Below are 21,745 nucleotides of genomic sequence, written 5' to 3'. Positions count from 1 at the left end.
GCACGTCGCAGCCCAGAACCCGACCTCAAACTGCTACAACGAGAACGTCGCCTGACCGCGGGACCGCCGATCAAGTTCCACGAACGTCGGGACATCCTCGGGATCGGCAGGAGAGGGGCTGTTGCTCGAGCGGTAGACGAGAGATCAGGGCAGAGCCGAACGGTAGCGTCGGCGCATGGCCGATGCTGCCCTCAAGGTGCTCGATCTCACCGTTCACGCTGACCACGGGCAGTTCGTTCTCCAGGACCCTGAGCCTTACGGCGCCTGGGTTCGTGATTCACCGGCCGAGCGGGATCTGCCGCCAGCCGGTTGGACCCATGAGGCTGTACAGCTTCACCGAATCGCTGTCGATCCATATTCGATCGCGGTTGGAACGGCACGCAGCGATATCGTCATCGTCAGGCTACGGCTACATCGCGCCGCGGTCCGAGCTGACCTCAGCGAGGCCGAGCACGTTGTTGAGGCCGACCTCGACCTGCCCACAGGGAATCTCTGCGTATACAGCCCGGTTGACGATCCCGGAGACGAGCAACTCATCGTCATTGCCGGTGGACGGTACAGAGTGCGGGTGTCTTACCTTCCTGCTGATCCTCCAGAGCAAGCCGGCCCCTACGAAATCGGCGAGCATTTCCTCTATCAGATCGACCTGTGGCCATCCAGAGGGTCAGCCGGGCTCGTCGTGCTGAAGCAGGGGCCGAGCCCGTGGGCCGACTGAACCACGGTCTGATGCGCGCTGTGGAGGATCCCGCGATGGCCGTGCCCGGCCCTGGTGGCCAAAAGTGCAGGTGGCGTAAATCAGTTGCCGACCGCAGTGTGCGCGCCAATGATTGCGGCCATGGCAACGACGCGACGAGCCGACATGTTCACTGCGGACGGCAAGCCGTCCGACGATGATCCACGTGAGAACGGACCAACGCTGGGCGATGAGCGCACGACGCTGGTCGAAGCCCTGCGTTGTGCGCGCCTCACGTTGGAGATGAAGTGCGAAGGCCTTGATGCCGAGGCCATGGCGCGGCGTTCCGTCGAGCCTTCGACGATGTCGCTCCTGGGGCTGGTGCGACATCTGGCAGAGGGGGAGCGTGCGACGTTCCGGGTGATGATGGCGGGACAGGACGTGCCCCGGCTTTTCACTTCGGACACCGACCGTGACGGCGATTTCGATGGTGCCGTTCCCGACCCGGAGGTGGTCGCGGAGGCGTGGGCCGCATGGCGTGCGGAGGTGGACTTCGCCGAGCGCTTCGTAGCCGAGGCGCCCGGTCTCGATATCACCGGCGACGATCCCTTGAACCAGCATGGCAGCGGTGGAGGATCGATGTCGCTGCGCGAGGTGCTGGTCGGAATGATCTGGGAGTATGGCCGCCACATGGGTCACGTCGACCTGTTGCGCGAACGGATCGACGGACGCATAGGCCAGTAACGATCATATGCAGGGCCTGCCCGCGCGGGCTGTCATCGCCGTGAACGGGAACAGTGAACGGCATCAGGGTTGCCGGCCGTAGATATGCTCCCGGAGCATCTCTTCCGTTCCGAGGATATGGTCGACCACCTCCCAATACTCATTCAACCGAAAGGGAGGTCTGGAGCGGGATGGCCTGTCACCTTGTCGCGCTCTGCTTCGACGCGCACGACCCGCTCCGTCTCGCGCGCTTCTGGGCCGGTGTCCTGGGCTGGGAGATGGCCGACGATCCCCGGGAGGGCATCACGCTCCTGCCGGGCGATGACACCGGCTTCCGGATCCGCTTTGTTCCGAGTCAGGAGCAGAAGACCGGCCAGAACCAGGCGCACTTCGATCTGACGAGCACGTCCCTTGAGGACCAGCAGCAGACGGTGGCGAGGGCGCTCGAACTCGGCGCCCGGCACATCGACATCGGCCAGCGGCCGGACGAGGCTCACGTCGTGCTCGCCGACCCGGAGGGCAACGAGTTCTGCGTCATCGAGCCGGACAACCAGTTCCTCGCCGGCTGCGGATTCATCGGGGCGCTGGCGTGCGATGGTTCGCAGGAGGCCGGGTATTTCTGGTGCAAGGCGCTGGGCTGGCCGTTGGTCTGGGATCAGGACCAGGAGACCGCTGTCCGCTCGCCGCACGGCGGCCCGAAGATCACCTGGGGTGGTCCGCCGCTCATGCCGAAGACAGGGAAGGAGCGGCTGCATTTCGACCTCGCTCCACCCGCCGACGGTGATCAGCAGGCGGAGGGTCGACCGTCTCATCTCCCTCGGGGCGACGCGCATCGACATCGGTCAGGGCGAGGCCGACTGGGTGGTCATGGCCGATCCGGACGGCCACGAGTTCTGCGTGCTGCCCCCGCAATAGACTCCGCGGCCCCTACCGCGCAGGAAAAACGGGTACGAACTTCGCCGGACCTGCCCTGCCCTCAGGCGGACCATTCCGGGCTGTCGTCGTCCGCGGTGACCTGCACCAGGCCCGTCTGATAGGCGATGACGACGAGCTGCGCGCGGTCGCGTGCCTGGAGCTTCGTCATGGCCCGCTGTACGTGGGCGCGTACGGTGAACGGGCTGAGGTACATCTGCTCGGCGATTTCCTGGTTGGACAGGCCGGTAGCGACCAGCGCCACCATCTCGCGCTCGCGCGGGGTGAGCTCGGCGAGCCGTTCGGACTGGCGGGGCCGACGTGCGGGGTTCTCCGGTGTCGCCAGGAAACGGGCGACCAGGGAGCGGGGCGCGGCCGGGGACAGCAGGGGGTCGCCGGCCGCGATGGTTCGCACCGCGTCCGCCAGGTCCTCGGCCCCGATCCCCTTGCCGATGAAACCGCTGGCCCCTGCGCGCAGCGCCTGCGCGACGTACTCGTCGGTCTCGTACGTGGTGAGGATCAGGATGCGGGAGTCCTGTAGCTCCGGATCGGCACAGATCTGCGCGGTGGCGGTGATCCCGTCCACCCCGGGCATACGGATGTCCATGACCACCACGTCCGGGCGCAGTTCCCGGGCGAGCCGGACCGCCTCCCGGCCGTCGGCCGCCTCACCGACGACCGTGATGTCGTCGGTGCTGTCGAGCAACATCCGGAAGGCTCCGCGCAGCAGGGCCTGATCATCGGCGAGCAGGACGCGCAGCGTCATGCGACGTCCCCGCGCCGTGCGGCGTCGTCCGGCGCCTCACCGCTCGGCAGAGCTTCACCCGCCGGCAGTTCGGCGTCCGCCGTCGATCGAGCGGTCGTCGTCACACCCGTCTGCTCCCGGTCGACCGCGGCGGAACTTCGGGTCGTCTCCCGTGCCGGGCGAGGCAGTTCGGCGACGACACGGAATCCGCCCTCGGGCCGCCTGCCTGCGACAAGCCGGCCGCCGACCGCAGTGACACGTTCGCGTATCCCGATCAGCCCATAGCCGCCCGATCCCGCGGACGGGCCCGGGATCGTGTGGTCCCCCGGCCCGTCGTCGGTGATGGTGAGGGTCACGAGGTCGCGGGTCCAGGCCAGGCCCACCCGGGCCCGGCCGATACCGGCGTGTTTCGTCACGTTGGTCAACGCCTCCTGGATGATCCGGTAGGCGGTGAGGTCCAGGCCCGGCGGCAGTGTCCCCGCCGGCCCCTCCTCGTGCACCGATACCGTGAGGCCCGCACGGCGGAACGACTCGATGAGCGTGGGCAGCTGAGCCAACCCGGGCGCCGGTTCGGCGGGCTGGGCATGGTCCCCCGACTCGCGCAGCAGCCCGACCGTGGCACGCAGCTCGTCCAGCGCCTGGCGTGTCGTCTCCACCAGCTGCCGCAGGCTGGTGCGGGCCTGCTCGGGGCGGCTGTCGAAGAAGTGCGCGGCGACCGTGGCCTGTGCGTTGGCAAGGGTGATCTCGTGGGCCACGAGGTCGTGCAGTTCCCGGGCGATGCGCACCCGTTCCTCGGCCACGCGCCGGCGCGCCTCGCTCTCCCGGCTCTCCTCGGCCCGCAACGCGCGCTCCTCCACCGCCGCCAGGTAGGCACGCCGGTTCTGGGCCGAGTGCCCGAGCACGCCGGCCGCCAGCGGGAAGATGACCGTCGAGCAGGTCCTGGTGACCGTGGACCAGGACAGCGGTTGCAACACCAGCCCCGCTGCCATGAGGAGTGCGGCGGAGATGAGCAGGACCGCGGCCGTCGTACGCCGCTCGGTCCGGACCGCGATCGTGTACGCCGTGATCATGGCGGGGACCACTACCAACGGGGTCAGCATCAGGCCCGCGACCATCGCCAGCACGCTGCACAGCGTGGTGACCACCATGACGGGCAGCGGTGTCCTGTGCCGCAGCGGCAGCGCGGCACAGGACACCACGGCGAGCAGATACGCGGCGATCGGCGGCGCCGTCAGCGACTCGTCGCCCCGCACGACGCTGCCGAGCAGGAAGAGCACGAACGCCGCCGCCGTGATCACCGCCTCCCGCGACCGTTCTGCGCGCGGTCGCGGGAGAAAGCCCTCCAGGGTTGTCATGCCGGCTCAGCATCCACCGACGGGGTTCGGGGTCGCCTCCTTGTCCGGCGCGGTCGTCTGCGGTGACAGGTAAGCGTCCAGCGACCGACCCTCGACATCGACGTTCGGAAGCACGCGTTCCAGCTTACGGGGCAGTTTCCAGGACCGGTCCCCGAAGAGGGCCAGCACGGCCGGGACGATGGCCATGCGAACCACGAAGGCGTCGAAGGCGACCGCGGCGGCCATGCCGAGACCCGTCGTCCGGATGTTGGTCTGGGCGATTCCGATGAACCCGGCGAAAACGCTGATCATGATGACGGCCGCCGCGGTGACGACGCGTCCGCTGTGCCGGAACCCGGTGACGATCGCGTCCTCGCTGGTCGCACCGTGCACGTACTCCTCGCGCATCCGGGAGACGAGGAAGACCTCGTAGTCCATGGCGAGTCCGAACACGACACCGATGACGAAGATCGGGATGATCGACATGACCGGTCCGGTCTGGTCGATGCCGAACAGGCTCGACGCCCAGCCCCATTGGATGACCGCGACGACGACGCCGAACGCCGCACCCACGGACAGCAGGAAGCCGAGGGCCGCCTTGAGGGGCACCAGGATCGAGCGGAAGACCACCAGCAACAGGATCACCGCGAAGCCGATGATCACGGCCAGGTAGATCACGAGTGCACTGTAGATGGACTCGGAGACGTCGACGATCACGGCAGTACGGCCGGTGACCGCGATGGAGGTGTGCGTGTCGTCCTCCACGGCGTCGACGGCGCTGCGGATGTGATGCACCAGGTCCCTGGTCTCGGCCGTGTTCGGAGCGGACGCGGGGATCGCCGTGAGGACGGCCGTATCCTTCGCCGGGTTGAAGACGGGGGCGCCGACCGAGACGACCCCGTCCACGTCGCGTACGGTCCTGGCGACCGTGTCCGCCGCAGCCTGCGCGTCGGCGGCCCGCGAGGCGTCGACGACCACGGTCAGCGGCCCGTTGAAGCCGGGGCCGAAGCCTTCGGACAGCAGGTCGTAGGCCCGGCGCTGGGTGTTCGTCACCGGCTTGGACTCGTCGCCGGGGATGCCGAGCTCGAGACTGAACGCCGGTATGGCGATCACACCGAGGCCGATCACCCCCACCAGCAGCGCCGCGAGGCGTCGGCGCACCAGGAAGCGGGCCCAGCGGACGGCGATACCGGGCCGCTTTCCGTAAGCCGCGAAGGATCCGGCAGCCGCCGCGCTGGTGACGTCCCTGGCGAACGGTTCGTTCGCGACCGTGCCCCCGATGCCTGCGGACCGGCGGCCCCTGCCGCCGCGACCCACGCCCAGGCTCCTGCGGACCGCGCGAGGCAGCAGCCGGTCGCCGAGGAAGCCGAACAACGCAGGGACCAGGGTCAACGCGATGATGACGGAGATGAGCACGGTGCCGGCGCTGGCCAGGCCCATCTTGGTGAGCTCGGGGATGCCGACGACGCTCAGTCCGGCCAGGGCGACGAAGACCGTCGCGCCGGCGAAGACGACGGCGGAGCCCGCCGTACCGACCGCGCGGCCTGCGGCCTCGGCCGGCTCCCTGCCCCGAGCACGCTCGTCGCGGAAGCGGGAGGTGATGAACAGCGAGTAGTCGATGCCGACCGCGAGGCCCAGCATGAGCGACAGGATGGAGACGGTGGAGGTCAGGCCCAGGGGCCGAGCCAGGGCGAAGATCCCCATGAGTGAGATGAGCACGCCGACGAGCGCGGTCATCAGCGGCAGGCCTGCCGCGATCACCGAGCCGAGCGTGAGGAACAGCACCACCGCGGCTACGCCGAGGCCGATGAGCTCCGTCGAAGCGCCTGTCTGCGGTTGCGTCAGCAGGGCCGTGCCGCCGAACTCCACGGTCAGCCCCGCGCCCCTGGCCTGATCCGCGGCGGCCTGGAGGGTCTGCTTGGCCTCCTGCGTCAGGTCGTCGGCGCCCACGGTGTAGTTGATCCGGGCGTACGCCATGGTGCCGTCCTTGCTGACGGCACCCGAGCTGAACGGGTCGCTGACCGAATCGACCTGGGCACTTCCCTCCAGCGTGCCGAGCGCCTTCTCGATGGCCGCCTTGTTCGCCCTGGCCGTCACCTGCCGGCCGTCTGATGCCTGGAACACCAGGCGGGCCTCGGCGGCCTCGGGGTTGGTCCCGGGGAACCGCTCCGCCAACAGGTCGAAGGCCTGCTGCGACTCGGTTCCGGGCATGCGGAGGGCCTCGTCCCCCGACGACGGTGCCCGCACACCGAGGAAGCCGACCACGAGGAGGACGCCGACCCACAGGACGCCCACGAGCCGGCGCCTTCGGAAGGCCCATCGCCCGACTCGGTAGAAGAAGACCGCCACCTGTCGTTCACTCCAGACATCGCTAGGCAGGTTGGGAAATGCGTGCGATGCACGCGGCTTCCCACACTCGCTCGCGATGTCGGCCCGGACATCGTCTCCAGGACCCGTTCTCCCCTGGTGCACGCGGACCAGCACCGCACGGCTCCTGGTGCAGATGCACTACATGCCGTGCGGCCACGAGTTGTGTGTGCTGGCCCCGCGACAGCGCGAACGCGGCGTCCGGGTCCCTTCAGCGCAGGAAAAATGAGTACGAACTTCGCCGGATTCGCTGCGAAGCTGAGCGGTGTGGACGATACGCACACGGTGGTCCTCGTCGAGGGGCTCAGCGACAAGTCGGCCGTCGAGGCGCTGGCCGAGCGCCGGGGCAGGAGCCTCACGGCCGAAGGCATCGAGGTCGTCGCGATGGGCGGTGCCACGAACATCGGCGCGTACGTCGGAAAGTTCGGCCCTTCGGGCCGCGATCTCCGGCTGGCCGGTCTGTGCGACGCCGGGGAGGAGGGCGCCTTCCGGAGGGGGCTCGAGCGCGCCGGCTTCGGGTCCGATCTCACGAGAAGCGATCTGGAGGCGCTCGGATTCTTCGTGTGCGTGGCCGACCTGGAAGACGAGCTGATCCGCGCCCTCGGCACCGCCACGGTCGAACGGGTCGTGGACGCCGAGGGCGAGCTCCGTTCGTTTCGCACGCTGCAGAAGCAGCCCGGCTGGCGCGGGCGCAGCACCCACGACCAGCTCCGCCGGTTCATGGGATCAGGCGGCAGCCGCAAGATCCGCTACGCGAGCCCGCTCGTCGCGGCACTGGAGCCCGATCGCGTGCCGCGACCGCTGGACGCCCTGCTGGCCTACCTGTGAGTCCCCTCACGAACCGGTACGAGGGCTGATCGAGAAGCACGAGCCCACCACCGCGAGCGCAGCGTGGCACGGGAAGCGCATGGGGGCCGCCTGTACGAACGGCGGCGGAATTCCGGCCGTTTACGGATCGCCGGGGATGGGATCGCCCGGGAAGGGAATGAGCCCGTCGCCCCACACCGAATTCCACATCAGCGCCAGCGCCAAGAAAATTCCCCCTCCGATCCCGGCGCCCAGCACGAGAGTCAGCACGACCAGCTTCACCAGCGCGTACGGAAAGCGCCGGGCCGTGCCCTGGGAATACGTCATATCGACAATCCTTATCATCGGTCCCGGCCGGTCAATCCTGCTCAATATCAACAGACCCTTGACCCGCGCTGATGCCGGGAGCGAAGACGAGGATGAAATCACAGGTCGATCGTGGTTTCGGGCGGGCTGATTCGCGCTGTCCCGATCCGGCTTCGCCGATGACGCTCGCGCCGGTCCCGGCCAGAACCGGCTTCGCTGACTTCTTCAAGGGCCTCGGACGGGGATAGGGGAAAGAATAACTCCGGAAAAGCGGTGTATACGGTGATTTTAGATGTTCATGGGGATCGTCACGGACCGGCTCGGGAATGCCGGAGGAGTGACCTCGCTCCGCCACCTCCGTGATTGTCTCGGCGAACTCGATGAGCTGGAGCGCGGCATCAAGCACGGCATCGACAGCATGTGCGGCAAGCTGTATCAGGCCATCGACTGGCAGCGGCGGTTCGGGGCCGAAGTGTCGCACGAGCTGCGTACCCCGATCGCGGGACTGCGGGCACAGTTGGAGGAGGCCCGGCTGCATCCCGCCGAGATCGACGTGAACGGCCTGATCGAACGAGCGCTCAACGACGTGGAACGGCTGCATGCGCTGGTCGACGATCTCTACCTGCTGGCCCAGCTGCACGCCGCCGCGCAGTCGTCCGACCTGGCCATGCTCGACCTCGGCGATCTCGTGCAGAGCGAAGTGGCCCGGCGTACGGACAGGCACGACGTGAAGGTGCAGGCCGTGCGCGGGGCTCTGGTGCGCGGCGTGGACGCGCGGCTCCGCCGAGTGCTGTCCGAACTGCTCGACAACGCGCAGCGGCACGCCAAGTCGGTCGTGTTCGTCCATGTCCGGCGTACGGCCCACGCGGCGGAGCTTGTGGTGGCCGACGACGGCGACGGGATCGACGAGGAGGACCGGGAGCGCGTCTTCGATCGCTTCACCCGCCTCGACGCCGCCCGATCCCGCGACCGCGGCGGGACCGGCCTCGGCCTGGCCATCGTGCGGAACATCGTGAACGGCCACGAGGGCGAGGTGCACGTGGAGCGGTCATCGGCCGGCGGTGCCGCCTTCGTCGTCCGGCTCCCGCCGGCCTGACCGGTCGTCAGCACCACCCCCGCGTGTGTTCAGAAGATGTGGACGTGGCCTCCGGCGATTTCCGCGATGCGAACGGCCGCCCGGAAGGCTGTGCTCATGGGAGTCGTCACCGGCGCGGGGGCCGCGCGCCGCTGAAGACCGGCCCGTTCGAAAGGGAGCCGGCCCGCCGCGCCAAGCGGGTCGGCCCCCGGGCCGGCTGTGTCGCGTACCCTCCGGCAGCCCGAGCCGTCCGGGCTCAGGAGAACCGCTCGACGGTCACGGGAATCGGTCCCGCATGGCGCATCGCCGTCGTCAGCCGCCGCAGCAGCGGCCCGAGGACCTGGGCGGACGCGGTCCCCAGGTGGGCCGTGAGATCGAGGCAGCAGGCGACGCCGGGCCCTATGCGGCGCACCTCCCAGGTGAAGACGTCCGGGTCCGCGCGCAGTACGCCAGAGCCGACGATCCGGGTCCCCGGGTCGCCGGCCTCCCCGGCGAGCGTCACCACGTCCGCGAGAAGAGACAGGTGTGGCTCACCGGCGAACAGCACGCGGTAGACCCGCGTGTCGTGGAACCCGTCGGGGACGCTGGGCGGGGTGAGGCGCAGGGGAGGGGAGTCCGGCAGAGGCTGGTGATCGCGGAACAGAGCCCGCAGCCGCGTCTCGCCGGGCAGTTCGCCCCCGCCGAGACCGTGGTAGGCGGCCTCGGCCTCGGGGCGGCTCACCGCGCGGACCCGGGCGCGCAGGCCGGGATCCTCGCGCATCGCGCGTCCGAAGGCAGCGGAACTCCACCAGTCGCCGGCGGCCGCCGTCCATCCGGCGGTGTCCAGGCCGATGGCCCTGAAGTCGTCGGTGAGCGTGAACTCCTCCACAACGATCGCCTCGGCCGGGGCTTCGTCCCCGTCCGCCGCCGGCGTGATCAGGTAGTAGTCGAGAGCCGCCTGTGCTTCGGCCGCGACGGTGACGGCCGCCCGCCCGCGCTCGCGTATGTCGCCGGTCATGGGCGCACCCTACTGACCTTCGGCCGTCGTCCGTACGGGCCTGGTCGGGCGGCCCGGCGTGCGACGGCGTACGGACGAGCCCGGTGCCTCACCGGAACCGTGCACGCGGGGGAGCGGGGCGGGAATCCCGCCGTCCCCATGTCCGAGTGGCCGCCCTCAGTCGGCACGGAAGGGGTCGTGCTCGGCGAGGAGCTTGTCGAGCCGGGCCTGGTCCACGCGGCTGAGGACGGTCGACTCCTCCTGCCGGTCCCGTACGCACTTGGCCAGCGTGAACGTCGAGGTCACCACGTACATCAGCCCGAGGGCGAGGAAGGAGCGCACCCAGGTCGTGACCGGAAGATAGAGGATGCCGACGGCCAGGCCCGCGACGGAGATCGCGAACGAGAGGATGGCCTGGACGTAGAAGGCGGTCGTCGTCGTGGGTTTCACCGGTTGCGTCATGATGCCATCGTCCGCGGCGTGCGGCTGCCGGACATGAGCGCCGATACTCAGTTACCGGTGAGTACGAGCACCCGCTCAGTGGTCCGGGTGCAGGGCGTTGCCGATGTACATGGCCGCGAGCATGGTGAACAGGAACGCCTGCAGGAACTGGATGAATATCTCCAGGCCGGTCATCACGACGGCCATGGCCACGCCGAGCAGGCCCACCGGGGCCCCGAGTGCCGTGGGCTGCTCGACGAGGAACCAGAATCCCACCGCGCTGAAGAACGCCAGCAGCAGGTGCCCCGCGAACATGTTCGCGAACAGCCGTACGGCATGCGTGAACGGCGCGGTGACGAAGACGTAGAGCAGTTCGAGCGGCGCGTAGAGGACCAGGGCGAGCGGCTTCGGCAGGCCAGGCGGGAACATCAGGCTCTTGAGATATCCGCCGACCCCGTGGTGCCGGAAGCCGAGACAGAGCTTGATGACATACACGATCAGGGCGAACACCACAGGGAACGCGATGTGGGCGTTCACCGGGAACTGCACTCCCGGGACCACGCCCAGCAGGTTCCACAGCAGGATCACCGAGAAGAGGCTGAGCAGGAACGGCATCCAGCGCTCGGCGTCCTTGCCCAGGAACGGCCGGGCCACCTGGTCGCGGACGAACAGGTAGCCGTACTCGCCGAGGTGCTGCAGGCCGCGCGGCACGAGGGCCGGCCGCGCGAAGGCCCCCCACGCGAACGCGCACAGCAGGACCACGCCGACCGCGGCCAGCACCACGGGCTTGGTCAGCCAATATGGCGCGCCCGGCCAGAGCGGCGGGAAGTCGAACAGCTCGACACCGGGAGCCCTGAAGTCGTCCCTGGCGAGGATCGCGGGCATGGACAATCCCCTCGATGCGCGGCAAGAAACTGCGTATGCCGTACTCACTTTATCGAGGCGAGCCTACATACCGGGTACCGTGTACGCAATAGCGGCGACGACCCGCGAGACCTGCGACGATCCGGGACGACTGACGATGACGGGCCACGAGAACCTGTGGACGCGACCCGAGCGCCCTGCTCGCGGGCCGCGGCCGAGCTTCAGCCACGCCGCCCTCGCCGATGCGGCGATCCGCATCGCCGACGCCGAGGGACTGGAGGCGATCTCCATGCGGCGGATCGCCGCCGATCTCGGCGCGGGCACGATGTCCCTGTATCGCTACGTGACGAGCAAGGACGAGGTGCTCGACCTCATGGTCGACACCGCGGTGCGGGAGTATCTGCCGGAGGACCAGCAGCCGCCGGATGACTGGGCCGAAGGGCTCCGCCTGCTCGCCTGGCAGGCCCGGCGCACCATGCTCCGCCATCCGTGGCTGGCGCCGCTGGCGGCCGCTCGACCGCAGGTCGGCCCGAACAGCGCACGCCTGATGGAGACCGCTCTCGGCATGCTCGACGGTCTCGGCCTGGGCATCGACGAGATGCTGACCTTCGTCGGCGCGGTCTTCGCGTACGTGAACGGCTACACCCAGGGCGAACTGGCCGAGGCCGAGGCGATGCGGCGGTCGGGGATGACCCTGCAGCAGCGGCTGGCGCAGCACATGTCCTTCGTGCAGTCGCTCATCGCGACCGGTGAGTTTCCCATGCTGGAGCGGATGACGAAGGAGGCCGGCCGGCGACTCCTGGGCGCCGACGACCGCTTCGCGTACGGCCTCGACAGGCTGCTCGACGGCCTGGCCGCCGGGCTGCCACCGCGCGGCGGCGCGGAAGACCCCGCAGGGTCACAGTGACACGGACGGCCGGCCCCGGAGGCGGCCACGGTCTCGGACGCGGTTTCGCGATCGAGCGCGGTCGTGAGGGAGAGCGCGGTCGTGAGGGAGAGCGCGGTCGTGAAGGAGAACGCGGCCTCGGGGCGCGGGGGTCACGGGGCCGGGCGTGGTCCTGAGGCGGCGGGGTCGGTCTCAGGGGCGGTTTCGGGGGCCGGTTTCGGAGGCGGGCCCGGCCTCGGGGCGAGGCCTGCGGAGGTGCGGCTCAGTTCGGGGTGATCTCGTGGAGGCGGCAGACCTGCCGCCAGATGCGCGCGTCGAGCGTTCCCACCTTGTCCTGGAAGTCGCCGACGGGCACGCGGACCGGGCCGGTGAGGTCGAGGAAGCTGTTGTGGTCGGCGTCCGGGTCCCAGGTGCGGGTGGGGATCTCCACGTGGTCGGAGCGGTCGCTGCGATCCTGGCTTGTGATCTTCAGGACTTCGGCGCCGCCCCGGTGCGTCCTGAGCACCACGCAGGGGCGCACCTTGTGGCCCGGCCCGTCCTCGTAGGGCACGTCGGCCCACCAGATCTCGCCCGGACGCGGATCGGCCTGGGTGACCGCGCCGCCTGCGCTGCGCCCTCCACCCGGACCTCTGCCCGTGCCTCCGCTCGTGCCTCTGCCTGGGCCGCGACCCCGGCCTCCGTCGCGGGCCCCGGAGCCGGTGCCGGTGCCGCGCGTCGTGTGGGGGGCCGGACCGCCGGGCCTGGTGCCCGGCCGCGTGGCCCCGGCCGGGGCACGCCCCCCGGGCGCCGTGGTCCGGCCGGCGCGGCCCGGCGAGGGACGCGAAGAGGGGCGCGGCGCGGACCGCCGCCGCGAGGTCCCCGGCAGGCGCCCGGTCATCCCGAGCACTCCCAACACGACCAGCACGGCCACGATCACACCCACCCAGATCATGGCCGACAGCCTACGGCTCCCCACGACCCCCTCCGCCAGGGGAGTCCACCGCCCCCGCCCGGCGCGCTCGGTTTCGCCTCCGCCCTGGGCGAGCCCGCTCCGGTAGCGGACTCGCCCACCCTCGCCCGGCGCGCTCGGTGTCGCCGTCGCTTCGGCTGAGCCCGCCTGGGCGGTGCGGGCGAGCGCGCGGCCCGGCGCCCACTCCCGCCCGGCCGCAGGGTGGTCGAGGTCAGGAGCGGGCGTCCCAGGCGGCGAGGATGCGGGCCTCCTTGTCCGGGTCGATGCCGTGGCGCATCCGGCCGCCGAAGCTGCGCCGCTCCTCGGGGATGTCCTTCAGCCACTCCCAGGTGTCGCGGACGGTCTCCCGCACCGGCCTGCAGGTGAGACCCGCGGCGATGGCCTTGGCGGAGGAGTGCGTCCACACGCCCGGGTTGTCCGCCTCCGGGGCCCACAGCGGCAGCTCGGTCCACATCTCCACGCCCTGCTCCACCAGGAAGGCGTCGTCGACCCACACCAGCTCCGCGTCCGAGCCGGTGGCCTCCACGCAGTCGTTCAGCCAGTCGCCGTACGTCGTGTTGCCCTGCACCCCGCCCGTCATGTAGCGGCCGGTGGTGCCCTTGGCCGCATGGTCGAGGGCGAACGCCGCGATGTCCCGGGCGTCGATGAGCTGCATCGGGAAGGCCGGGTTGCCGGGTGCGAGCACCCGCCCGCCTCGGGAGATGCGGGTGAGCCACCAGGGCAGCCGGCCCACGTTCTCGTGCGGGCCGAGGATCAGGCCGGGCTGGATGACCAGCGCGCCGCCGTCGAAGTGCTGCTCGACCGCCCGCTCGCACCCGGCCTTCAGCACGCCGTAGTCGCCGAACTCGGCGTCCGCGTCCGGCGGGCACTCGTGGCGGGGGAAGGTCTCGTCGACGCCCGGCTTGCCGGGCCAGTCCGGATAGGCGGAGATGCTGGAGATGAACGTGTAGTGCGGAGCGTGCCCCGACAGCGTCCGTACGGACTCCAGGACGACGCGGGGAACGAAGCCGCACACGTCGATCACCGCGTCCCACTGCCTGCCGTCGGCGAGCCGCCGCAGGTCGTCGGTGCTCTCGCGGTCGCCGCGCACCGCTTCCACGCCGGGCAGGTCCGTCCCGCTCCTGCCCCGGTTGAACGCCGTGACCTCATGACCGCGCCGCAGCGCCTCGTCCACGATGGCGCGTCCGAGGAACACCGAACCGCCGATGACCAGAATTTTCATACGGTCAATCCTTGGCCCGCCCGCGTCGCACCTCCGCCCGGTTTCACGGTCGGCGGACATGATCCGCTGACAGCGAAGCCGGGCCGCTCGACCCGGCCCGGCCCCGCCGTGACTCAGCCGGCGCTTAGCCGGAGCTCAGCCGGTGCGCAGCTCGGGGACCGGCGTGAAGCGTTCCTGCTCCAGCACGTGCACCCGCGCCGCGCCGATGTCGAAGTACAGGCCGGTGAGTTCCAGCTTCCCGGCCTGTACGAGGGTGTCCACGAACGGATGGGTCCGCAGATTGTCGAGCTGCTGGATGACGTTGATCCGGCAGAGCCGGTCGAGCGGCCCGGTGTCGTCGTCATGCGGCTCGGCGGCCACGAACCTGGCCAGGCTCTGCCGTCCGTGCCGCAGCCAGCTCCGCAGCGCGGGCAGGTCGGGCACCTCACCCAGCAGGGCGGCCATCGCGCCGCATCCCGAGTGCCCGCAGACCGTGATCGTGCGTACGCCGAGCACCTTCACGGCGTACTCGATCGTGGCCGCCACCGAGTCGTCGGCCGGGACGGCGCCGGCGCGCGGCACGAGATTGCCGATGTTGCGCAGCGTGAACAGGTCGCCGGGGCCGCTCGCGGTGATGATGTTGGGCACGATGCGCGAGTCGGCGCAGGTGATGAACAGGTGCGACGGCGACTGCTTGCGGGCCATGCGGTGCAGCACCGGGCGGACCATCGGCGCGGTCCTGCGCTGGAACTCCCGTGTCCCCTCCAGCAGATCGGGCACGCCCTGCGGCTCGCAGAGCATGGAGATGTCGTCGTGCTTCCCGCCGTCGGCGCCGATCACCGCGTAGGACCCGGCCGTAGCCAGGGAACGGGAGCGGCGCCGGTAGGCCCAGGGCAGCCACCAGCGGTCGTGCCGGGGCGGAATCCTGGCCGGGAACAGGCGGACGCCGTTGATCGCGGCGGAGTACCACTCGGCGTGCGGCTCGTCCACGTCGATCACGCCGCCGGTGCGTTCGTGCTCAAGCCGCCAGGCGTGCAGCGCCTCGAAGGCGGCGTTGTCCATGAAGTCGAGGTGCAGGTCGAGCTCGACCGCGGCCCCCGCGGGGATGCCGCGCAGCGCCTCGGTCAGCCGGGGCACGCCGAGGAACGTCAGCGACCCGGTGACGACGACCCGCCAGCGCCGCTCGCCCGTGGGCCGTACGTCGACGGAGACCCAGGCCAGGCGGCGCAGGGCGAGCAGGGCGGCCAGCCCGAGGCCGATCGCCACGCCCTCGGCCAGGCCGATCAGCACGACGCCGGCCATCGTCACGAAGTAGACCGGCACCTCGCGGTGGTTGTGCAGGTTGCGGACGTGCCCGAGGTTGACCATCTGCACGCCGATGAACAGCAGCAGCGCCGCGAGCGCCTCCAGGGGGATCAGCGCGATCATCCAGGCGAAGAGCGCGGTGAACAGCAGCACCCACACCCCGTGGAGCACCGAGGACCAGCGGGTGCGGGCGCCCGCCCGCGCGTTGGTGGTCGTGCGTACGACGACGCCCGCCACCGGAAGGCCGCCGAGCGCGCCGGACACCATGTTCGCCACGCCCTGCGCGGTGAGGTCGCGGTCGAGGTCGGCGCGGGGACCGTCGTGCAGGCGGTTGGACGCCACGCAGGTCAGCAGCGACTCGACTCCGGCGAGGAGGGCGACGAGGAGGACGGCTCCCGCGATCGCGTGCCAGTCGCCCTGCGGCATCACAGGTCCCTGAACGGAGGCGAACCCGCCCTGGAGGTCCACCTTCGTCAGATCCCAGCCCGACACCGCGGCCGTCAGCGTGGCGATCATCAGCGCGGCGAGCGGCGCGGGCACGGCGCGCAGCCGGGGGATCCGGCCCCACACGAGCAGGACCCCGATCGTCAGCACGCCGATCATGACGGCGTGCGTGTGGTTGTCGAGGATCTGGGCGGGAAGTTCGAGCACGTTCTCCAGCGCGGAGCGCCGCGGGGAACCGCCGAGCACGATGTGCAGCTGGGACAGCGCGATCACCACGCCGACCCCGGCGAGCATGCCGTGGACGACCGCGGGGGAGACCCCGAGCGCCGCCCGCGCGACCTTCAGCCCGCCGAGCGCGAGCTGGAGCAGGCCGGCCATCACGGTGATGGCGCACGTGGCACGCCAGCCGTAGGTGTGGACCAGCTCGGCGACCACCAGGGACAGACCCGCGGCCGGCCCGCTGACCTGGACGACGGAGCCGCCGAGGGCGCCGGCCACCACGCCGCCGACCACGGCGGCGACGAGCCCGGCCGCCACCGGCGCACCGGACGCCACCGCGACGCCGAGCGACAGCGGCACCGCCACCAGGAAGACCACCAGCGATGCGGGCACGTCATGCCGGAGTACGGACATCCAGTTACCCGGCGTAATCGTCTCGTCACTGATTGTCATGGGCTGACAATAGGTCAGCCGCGGAGACGGTCACCAGGCAGGCAACGGGAATATCACCGGTAGTAGTCGGGATAATCGCTTTCCGGGTCGCGGTGGCGGCTGCCCCGCCGCCGCCCGCTCGCCGAGGTGGGGGCGTCGCCGTAGACCTCGTCGTAGGCGGGCCAGCTTCCGCCGGCGGCCGGCTGCTCGGGCCACGAGGGATGGGTGCCGCCGTATCCCTGCTGTTGCTGCTGGTCGTAGCCGTACTGGCTCTGTCCCGACGGCGCGTCATAGCCCGCCGACTCGTACGGCGAGGCGGTCGCGGAGCCCGGACCGGTCACCGTGTCGGAGGCGTCGATCGTCGCCCAGCCCGTGCTCACCTCGTACGACGGGGTGGAGGGCGCGGCGGGCGACGGCGGCTGCGAGCCGGCCGGGTAGGTGGACGCGTAGCCGTCGTAGGCGGGGGTCTGGTAGGTCTCCGCGTTCGGCCAGGAGGACGCGCCGCGCGGCGGCTCCGGGTCGTCGAGCACGTCGCGGGCGTTCGGCCAGGAGGAGGAGCCCGTCGTGGGGGCCGCGGCGACCGGCGGGTAGCTGCCCGCGACCGGCCAGCCGGGGTCGGTGCCGCCGGTCTCGGGGCCGGTCACCGCCGGGTCGGGCGGGTACGACGCCGAGGCGTCGGCCGCGCGGAACGGGCCCGTCGCGGTGCGGGACGCGTCGTAGGCGTCGGACCGAGGGGTCTCGTAGCTCGTCGCCGCCCAGGCGTCGAAGGAGCCACCGGTCGCGCGGGGCGCGGGGTCGGCGAGGGCGTCGGCAGGAGAGGCGGCGGGCGTCGCGGCCTCGAACGCGCCGCTGGTGCGGGCCGGGTCGTACGAGCCGGTGGCGAAGGACCCGGTGGCCGGGATGGAGGAGGACGGCGTGTCGTAGCCGCCCGTCGCACGGACGTCGGAGGAGCCCGCGCCGCCCTGCGTGGCAAACGGCCCGGTGGCCGCGGGCGAGTCGTAGGAGGGAGCCCCGAACGGGCCGGTGCTCGCCGAGATCCCCAGGGGATCGGCGGCCGGCTGCGTGCCGTACGAGCCGGTCGCGGGGGTCGAGGGGAACGAGCCCGTGGAGCGCCGGGTGTCGTAGGAGGCGCCCGTCTGACCGGTGTCGCCGCCGGCGGCCGAGGCGGCGGCGCGGCGGGCCGCGGCCCGCGACGACCGGCCGGACCTGCTCGGCCTGCGGGTGGACGCGCCCGGCGTGCCCGCGGCGCCCGGCGTGCTGGGCTGGGGCCCCGCGGCGGCGAAGGGATCGCTCGCCGCGGACGCGGCGGCGCCGCTCACGGCGGGGGAGTCGAACGGGCCGGTCGCGCGGTTCGCGTCGAAGGGACCGGTCGTGGGGGAGCCGGCCGGAGCCGCGGACGCGTCGAGCAGGTCGGGCGTCGGCGCGGAGAAGGTGACGGTCTTCTGGTCGGCGATGGCCGAGGCGGGGACGGGAGCGGCGGGACGCGCGGGCTCGTCGGCACCGGCGCGGCGGGGGCGGTTCGGACGGGAGGGCAGGGGAGCCTGCACGGTCGCGGCGTCGGGGTCGGCTCCCCGGGCCGTCGCGCCGGGCGCGCCGGTGGGCTCGTCCACCGGCCGGGGGGCGGCCATCTTCGCGGCGATCGTCCCCCCGAAGCCGCCATCGTCGGCGCGTACGCGCGACCAGTAGTCGTCGTCGTAGTCGTCGGCCTCGCCCCACTCGTCCACGCCGCGCTTGCCGCGGGCGGCGGCGGGCTGTTTGCCGCCGCGCTGAGCGGGACGCGCCGCCTGCCGCCCGCCGGGACGGGGGGCGGGACGCGGCGCGGGCTTCTGCTTCTCCGGCTCCTCGAAGGCGTCGAACCCCTTGGGGAAGCTCTCGAAGAACGTCTCCTCGGCGGGCCGCCGGGGCTTGGGGCCCTTGTTCTCGGCCATCGCCTTGATGCGCTCGGCGGAGAGAGCACTCTCCCTGCGGTTCATCGACCGCATGCCCAGCGCCACGACCAGCAGCACGAGAAGCACGACGGCGACAAGACCCGAAATGACCGCAGTCATAGCACCACCCTCAAGGCCATGGCCTTTCTGCGGCGCCGGTGAGATCGCGCGGCCATCGACGCGACCTGCCCCCTCTGGTCACCTGCGCTCAGCAATTGGATCCGATTCTGCTCGACCACAATGACCGTTGTCACACCCTAGGTGAAGATTGGTGTAGCACGACTACCTCCGGTGCTCAGCATGTCACTCGATCGTGTTCGCCGTGAGGCGCCCACGGGCGATGGTGTGACTCGCGATGCCCTCCAGGGTCTCCGCGAGGTCGGCGCCCTGCTTCAGGTCGAGCTTCGCGTTCAGTGCGTAGACAGTGAAACGGTAGCTGCCGTCGGCCCGGCATGGGGGCGCATAGCCCACCTTCCCGCTCGAGTTCCTGCCCTGCCGGGCCCCTCGGGGGACGTCGTTCATGCCCAGCTCGGTCGTCGCGGGGTCGATGTCGAACACCACCCAGTGCACCTCCGGGCCGCTGCGGGGACTGTTGTCGTCGACCACGAGGGCCACCGACTTGGCGCCCGACGTGCCCGACCAGCGGAGAGGCGGGTTGCCCTGCCCCCCCTTACAGGAGTAGTCGTCCGGCAGGGGGGCGCCGTCGCGGAACTGCGGGCTCGACACGTTGATGACGTCGAGGTTCCTCGGCGATCCCCCGCCCAGGATTCCGCAGCCCGACGCGGCCAGCGTGAGAGCCGTCACCGTGACGGCGGCTCGCGTGACCGCTGATTTTCTCGGCGATCCCATGCCCGATGATGCTACGCGGATTGGACAGGTGCCCCGACCGGATCGCGGTGATCCGTACCGATGACCGGCCCGCTGCGAGCCGCTGACCTCTGTGTTTGCCCGAATCGACTCGTACGGGTCGAGGACCGTCAAGTGGGGATGTGCGGCCCTGGGCGCCCTTATCCGCCACAATCTAGGCATGCAGGGGGACACGCCGGGATCGGGCATGAGCTTCGCCGTTCTGGGCCCCCTCGACGTACGGCGCGACGGGCGGCCGATCGAGGTCGGCGGGCGGCGGCTGCGAGCCCTGCTGACGCTCCTGCTGCTGGACGCCGGCCGCACCGTTTCCACCGAGGCGCTCGTGGCGGGGGGGTGGGACGACCGCCCGCCGAGCGGCGTGGGGAACGCCCTGCAGGCGCTGGCGTCCCGGCTGCGGGCCACGGTCGGCCGTGACCTGGTGGCCGGCGGGCCGTCCGGCTATCGCCTGGCCGTCTTCCCCGATCAGGTGGACCTCCATCGGTTCGCCCGCCTGGCGCGGAAGGGCGCCGCGGCGCTGGCCGCGGGCGATCCGGGCCGCGCCGCCGCCCTGCTGCGTGAGGCACTCGGGCTGTGGCGCGGCGCTCCGCTGACCGACCTGCCGTACGCCGAGGTCGAGGTGGCCCGGCTGGAGGAGCTGAGGCAGGCGGCGACGGAGGACAGGATCGAGGCCGAGCCGGCCCTGGGCCGGCACGCGGACCTGGTCTCGGAGCTGCGGCTGCTCGTCACGGCCCACCCGCTCAGGGAACGGCCGTACGGGCAGCTCATGCGTGCTCTTTATGGGGCGGGCCGCCGGGTCGAGGCGCTCGCCGCCTTCGAAGAGGCCCGGTCGGTGTTCGCCGACCGGCTCGGGGCCGACCCCTCGCCCGCGCTGGCCGAGCTCCACCTCGCGATGCTGAGGGGCGAGCCCTCCCGGGAGGACACCCGGCCGCCCCCGGGTCTCACCCCCGCGTTCCAGGGACTTGCCGGGGTGGAGCAGGGGACTTCCCCCGTCGCGCAGGCGCCGCCGCGTGCCGCGCGCCGGGGCAACCTGAGGGCCCGGCTGACCAGCTTCGTCGGCCGGGACGACGACGTCGGCAGGATCGGCGCGCTCCTCGCCGCCGACCGCCTCGTCACGCTGCTCGGCCCGGGCGGGGCGGGCAAGACGAGGCTGGCGGTGGAGTCGGCCGAGGCGATCGCCTCGTGGGTGGCCGGCGGCGTGTGGCTGGTCGAGCTCGCGCCGGTCAACGACGCGGCGGAGGTGGTGCAGGCCGCCCTCACCGCGCTCGGCCTGCGCGACACCGGCCTGGTGCCCGTGCGCGCCGTGCCCGCCATGCCGGGCGGGCCGGGCGGGGAGGCCGACCCGGTGGCCCGGCTCGTCGCCGCTCTGGCGTCGCGCGACACGCTGCTCGTGCTGGACAACTGCGGCACGTGGCCGAGCCCGCCGCCGTGCTCGCCGACCGGCTCCTCGCCGAGTGCCCCGGCCTGCGCGTCCTCGCCACCAGCAGGGAGCCGCTCGGCATCACCGGTGAGAGGCTGTGGCCGGTCGGGCCGCTCGGCGCAGACCACGCCGTACGGTTGTTCGCCGAGCGGGCGGCCGCCGTACGGCCCGGCTACCTCGTGGACGGCGAGCGCGACGCCGTCGAGCGCATCTGCCGCGAGCTCGACGGCATGCCGCTCGCCGTCGAACTGGCCGCCGCCCGGCTCCGCACGCTGTCGGCCGGGCAGGTCGCCGAACGGCGCGGCGACCGGTTCCGCCTGCTCACCGCCGGGAGCCGTACGGCGATGCCCCGCCACCAGACGCTCCGCGCGGTCGTGGAGTGGAGCTGGGACCTGCTCGACGCCCGCGAACGCGTCCTCGCGGCGCGGCTGGCGGTGTTCGCGGGCGGTGTTCGCGGGCGGGGCCACGCTGGAGGCCGCCGAGCAGGTCTGCGAGGGCGACGTCGACGTGCTCGGCAGGCTGGTGGACAAGTCGCTGGTCGTGTTCGACGGCGACCGCTACCGCATGCTGGAGACGATCAGGGCGTACGCCGCGGAGCGCCTGGCGGAGTCGGGCGACGAGCGGAACATGATCGGCTGCACGCTGAGGTCGATCAGCTCCATCGGGTTGTGCTTGATCTGCACCAGGCTGCGCCAGGCGAGCGTCGCCGTGTGACGCAGGGCCGCCCCGGCGCCCGGCCGGGAGGACACCGCGACAGCGGGCGTGGCGCGGGTGATCGTGGTCATCGTCTCTCCTCGTCGCTTCGTGCGTCCTGCGGCTCTCGTCGCGACCTCACGCCGCGGCTCCCGTGTCCTGCCCGTCGTCCGCCTCATCC

19 protein-coding genes and 1 pseudogene are annotated in these 21,745 nt (G+C 71.4%); 8 read left to right on the top strand and 12 right to left on the bottom strand.

What is annotated here, in order from left to right:
- The first annotated feature begins 175 nt into the window (after nt 1–175).
- From FLV34_RS04655 to FLV34_RS42195, 4 genes and pseudogenes are all read left to right on the top strand, one after another.
- Complete coding sequence (locus tag FLV34_RS04655) at nt 176–715, top strand: hypothetical protein (RefSeq protein WP_147942451.1); 540 nt, start codon at nt 176–178, stop codon at nt 713–715.
- Between the two features lie 144 nt (nt 716–859).
- Entirely contained in the window at nt 860–1,417 is a 558-nt protein-coding gene (locus FLV34_RS04650) for a DinB family protein (protein ID WP_222709411.1), read from the top strand.
- A gap of 170 nt (nt 1,418–1,587) precedes the next feature.
- Nucleotides 1,588–2,127 (top strand): annotated as a pseudogene (locus FLV34_RS04645) (VOC family protein); the annotation flags it as partial.
- A gap of 49 nt (nt 2,128–2,176) precedes the next feature.
- Nucleotides 2,177–2,311 carry a VOC family protein gene (locus FLV34_RS42195; RefSeq protein ID WP_261985655.1) on the top strand — a complete coding sequence of 45 codons (135 nt, stop codon included), beginning with the start codon at nt 2,177–2,179 and terminating at the stop codon, nt 2,309–2,311.
- Between the two features lie 61 nt (nt 2,312–2,372).
- On the opposite strand, the gene FLV34_RS04640 is transcribed toward FLV34_RS42195, so the two are convergent.
- The 3 genes from FLV34_RS04640 to FLV34_RS04630 are packed head-to-tail and all read right to left on the bottom strand — an operon-like array spanning nt 2,373 to nt 6,682.
- Nucleotides 2,373–3,074 carry a response regulator transcription factor gene (locus FLV34_RS04640; RefSeq protein ID WP_147942449.1) on the bottom strand — a complete coding sequence of 234 codons (702 nt, stop codon included), beginning with the start codon at nt 3,072–3,074 and terminating at the stop codon, nt 2,373–2,375.
- On the bottom strand, nt 3,071–4,408 hold the full coding sequence (locus tag FLV34_RS04635; RefSeq protein WP_147942448.1) for a sensor histidine kinase: 1,338 nt from the start codon (nt 4,406–4,408) through the stop codon (nt 3,071–3,073). Before FLV34_RS04635 ends, FLV34_RS04640 begins: the two co-directional genes overlap by 4 nt.
- Before the next feature lie 6 nt (nt 4,409–4,414).
- Complete coding sequence (locus FLV34_RS04630; RefSeq protein WP_261985654.1) at nt 4,415–6,682, bottom strand: MMPL family transporter; 2,268 nt, start codon at nt 6,680–6,682, stop codon at nt 4,415–4,417.
- A 339-nt stretch (nt 6,683–7,021) separates the two neighbouring features.
- Between FLV34_RS04630 and FLV34_RS04625 the strand changes: the two genes are divergently transcribed.
- The gene (locus FLV34_RS04625; RefSeq protein ID WP_142645530.1) at nt 7,022–7,582 is read left to right on the top strand and encodes a TOPRIM nucleotidyl transferase/hydrolase domain-containing protein; all 561 of its coding nucleotides are present in this window, start codon (nt 7,022–7,024) and stop codon (nt 7,580–7,582) included.
- A 120-nt stretch (nt 7,583–7,702) separates the two neighbouring features.
- Here the strand turns inward: FLV34_RS04625 and FLV34_RS04620 are convergent, their stop codons facing one another.
- On the bottom strand, nt 7,703–7,888 hold the full coding sequence (locus tag FLV34_RS04620) for a hypothetical protein (RefSeq protein ID WP_147942446.1): 186 nt from the start codon (nt 7,886–7,888) through the stop codon (nt 7,703–7,705).
- A 277-nt stretch (nt 7,889–8,165) separates the two neighbouring features.
- Here FLV34_RS04620 and FLV34_RS04615 point away from each other — a divergent pair, with 277 nt between their 5' ends.
- Nucleotides 8,166–8,963 (top strand): sensor histidine kinase KdpD, encoded by a 798-nt coding sequence (locus tag FLV34_RS04615; protein ID WP_187280536.1) that lies wholly within the window; start codon nt 8,166–8,168, stop codon nt 8,961–8,963.
- Nucleotides 8,964–9,198: 235 nt separating this feature from the next.
- On the opposite strand, the gene FLV34_RS04610 is transcribed toward FLV34_RS04615, so the two are convergent.
- The 3 genes from FLV34_RS04610 to atpB form a co-directional block, all read right to left on the bottom strand.
- Entirely contained in the window at nt 9,199–9,939 is a 741-nt protein-coding gene (locus FLV34_RS04610; protein WP_147942444.1) for a hypothetical protein, read from the bottom strand.
- A gap of 156 nt (nt 9,940–10,095) precedes the next feature.
- Nucleotides 10,096–10,380, bottom strand: coding sequence for a YiaA/YiaB family inner membrane protein (locus FLV34_RS04605; protein ID WP_142645526.1), 285 nt, complete (start codon nt 10,378–10,380; stop codon nt 10,096–10,098).
- Between the two features lie 75 nt (nt 10,381–10,455).
- Nucleotides 10,456–11,244, bottom strand: coding sequence for a F0F1 ATP synthase subunit A (atpB, locus tag FLV34_RS04600; RefSeq protein WP_205829793.1), 789 nt, complete (start codon nt 11,242–11,244; stop codon nt 10,456–10,458).
- A 79-nt stretch (nt 11,245–11,323) separates the two neighbouring features.
- On the opposite strand from atpB, the gene FLV34_RS04595 reads away from it, so the two are divergent.
- Nucleotides 11,324–12,130 carry a TetR/AcrR family transcriptional regulator gene (locus FLV34_RS04595; protein ID WP_222709410.1) on the top strand — a complete coding sequence of 269 codons (807 nt, stop codon included), beginning with the start codon at nt 11,324–11,326 and terminating at the stop codon, nt 12,128–12,130.
- Between the two features lie 241 nt (nt 12,131–12,371).
- Here FLV34_RS04595 and FLV34_RS04590 read toward each other — a convergent pair whose 3' ends face one another.
- The 5 genes from FLV34_RS04590 to FLV34_RS04570 form a co-directional block, all read right to left on the bottom strand.
- Complete coding sequence (locus FLV34_RS04590; RefSeq protein WP_222709409.1) at nt 12,372–13,040, bottom strand: type II toxin-antitoxin system PemK/MazF family toxin; 669 nt, start codon at nt 13,038–13,040, stop codon at nt 12,372–12,374.
- Between the two features lie 229 nt (nt 13,041–13,269).
- Nucleotides 13,270–14,280, bottom strand: a complete 1,011-nt coding sequence (locus tag FLV34_RS04585) for an NAD-dependent epimerase/dehydratase family protein (RefSeq protein WP_147942443.1) — start codon at nt 14,278–14,280, stop codon at nt 13,270–13,272.
- Nucleotides 14,281–14,415: 135 nt separating this feature from the next.
- Nucleotides 14,416–16,680 (bottom strand): SulP family inorganic anion transporter, encoded by a 2,265-nt coding sequence (locus FLV34_RS04580; protein ID WP_147942442.1) that lies wholly within the window; start codon nt 16,678–16,680, stop codon nt 14,416–14,418.
- Between the two features lie 53 nt (nt 16,681–16,733).
- Nucleotides 16,734–18,707 carry a hypothetical protein gene (locus tag FLV34_RS04575; RefSeq protein WP_147942441.1) on the bottom strand — a complete coding sequence of 658 codons (1,974 nt, stop codon included), beginning with the start codon at nt 18,705–18,707 and terminating at the stop codon, nt 16,734–16,736.
- A gap of 183 nt (nt 18,708–18,890) precedes the next feature.
- Nucleotides 18,891–19,436 (bottom strand): YbhB/YbcL family Raf kinase inhibitor-like protein, encoded by a 546-nt coding sequence (locus FLV34_RS04570; RefSeq protein ID WP_142645521.1) that lies wholly within the window; start codon nt 19,434–19,436, stop codon nt 18,891–18,893.
- A 178-nt stretch (nt 19,437–19,614) separates the two neighbouring features.
- On the opposite strand from FLV34_RS04570, the gene FLV34_RS04565 reads away from it, so the two are divergent.
- The gene (locus tag FLV34_RS04565) at nt 19,615–21,585 is read left to right on the top strand and encodes an AfsR/SARP family transcriptional regulator (protein WP_222709408.1); all 1,971 of its coding nucleotides are present in this window, start codon (nt 19,615–19,617) and stop codon (nt 21,583–21,585) included.
- Nucleotides 21,586–21,745: the final 160 nt, after the last annotated feature.

This window comes from Microbispora sp. CSR-4, assembly GCF_008033685.1.
GTDB lineage: Bacteria > Actinomycetota > Actinomycetes > Streptosporangiales > Streptosporangiaceae > Microbispora.
The sequence above is the reverse complement of the archived record's forward strand: the minus strand, read 5'-3'. Positions and strand labels throughout refer to the sequence as shown.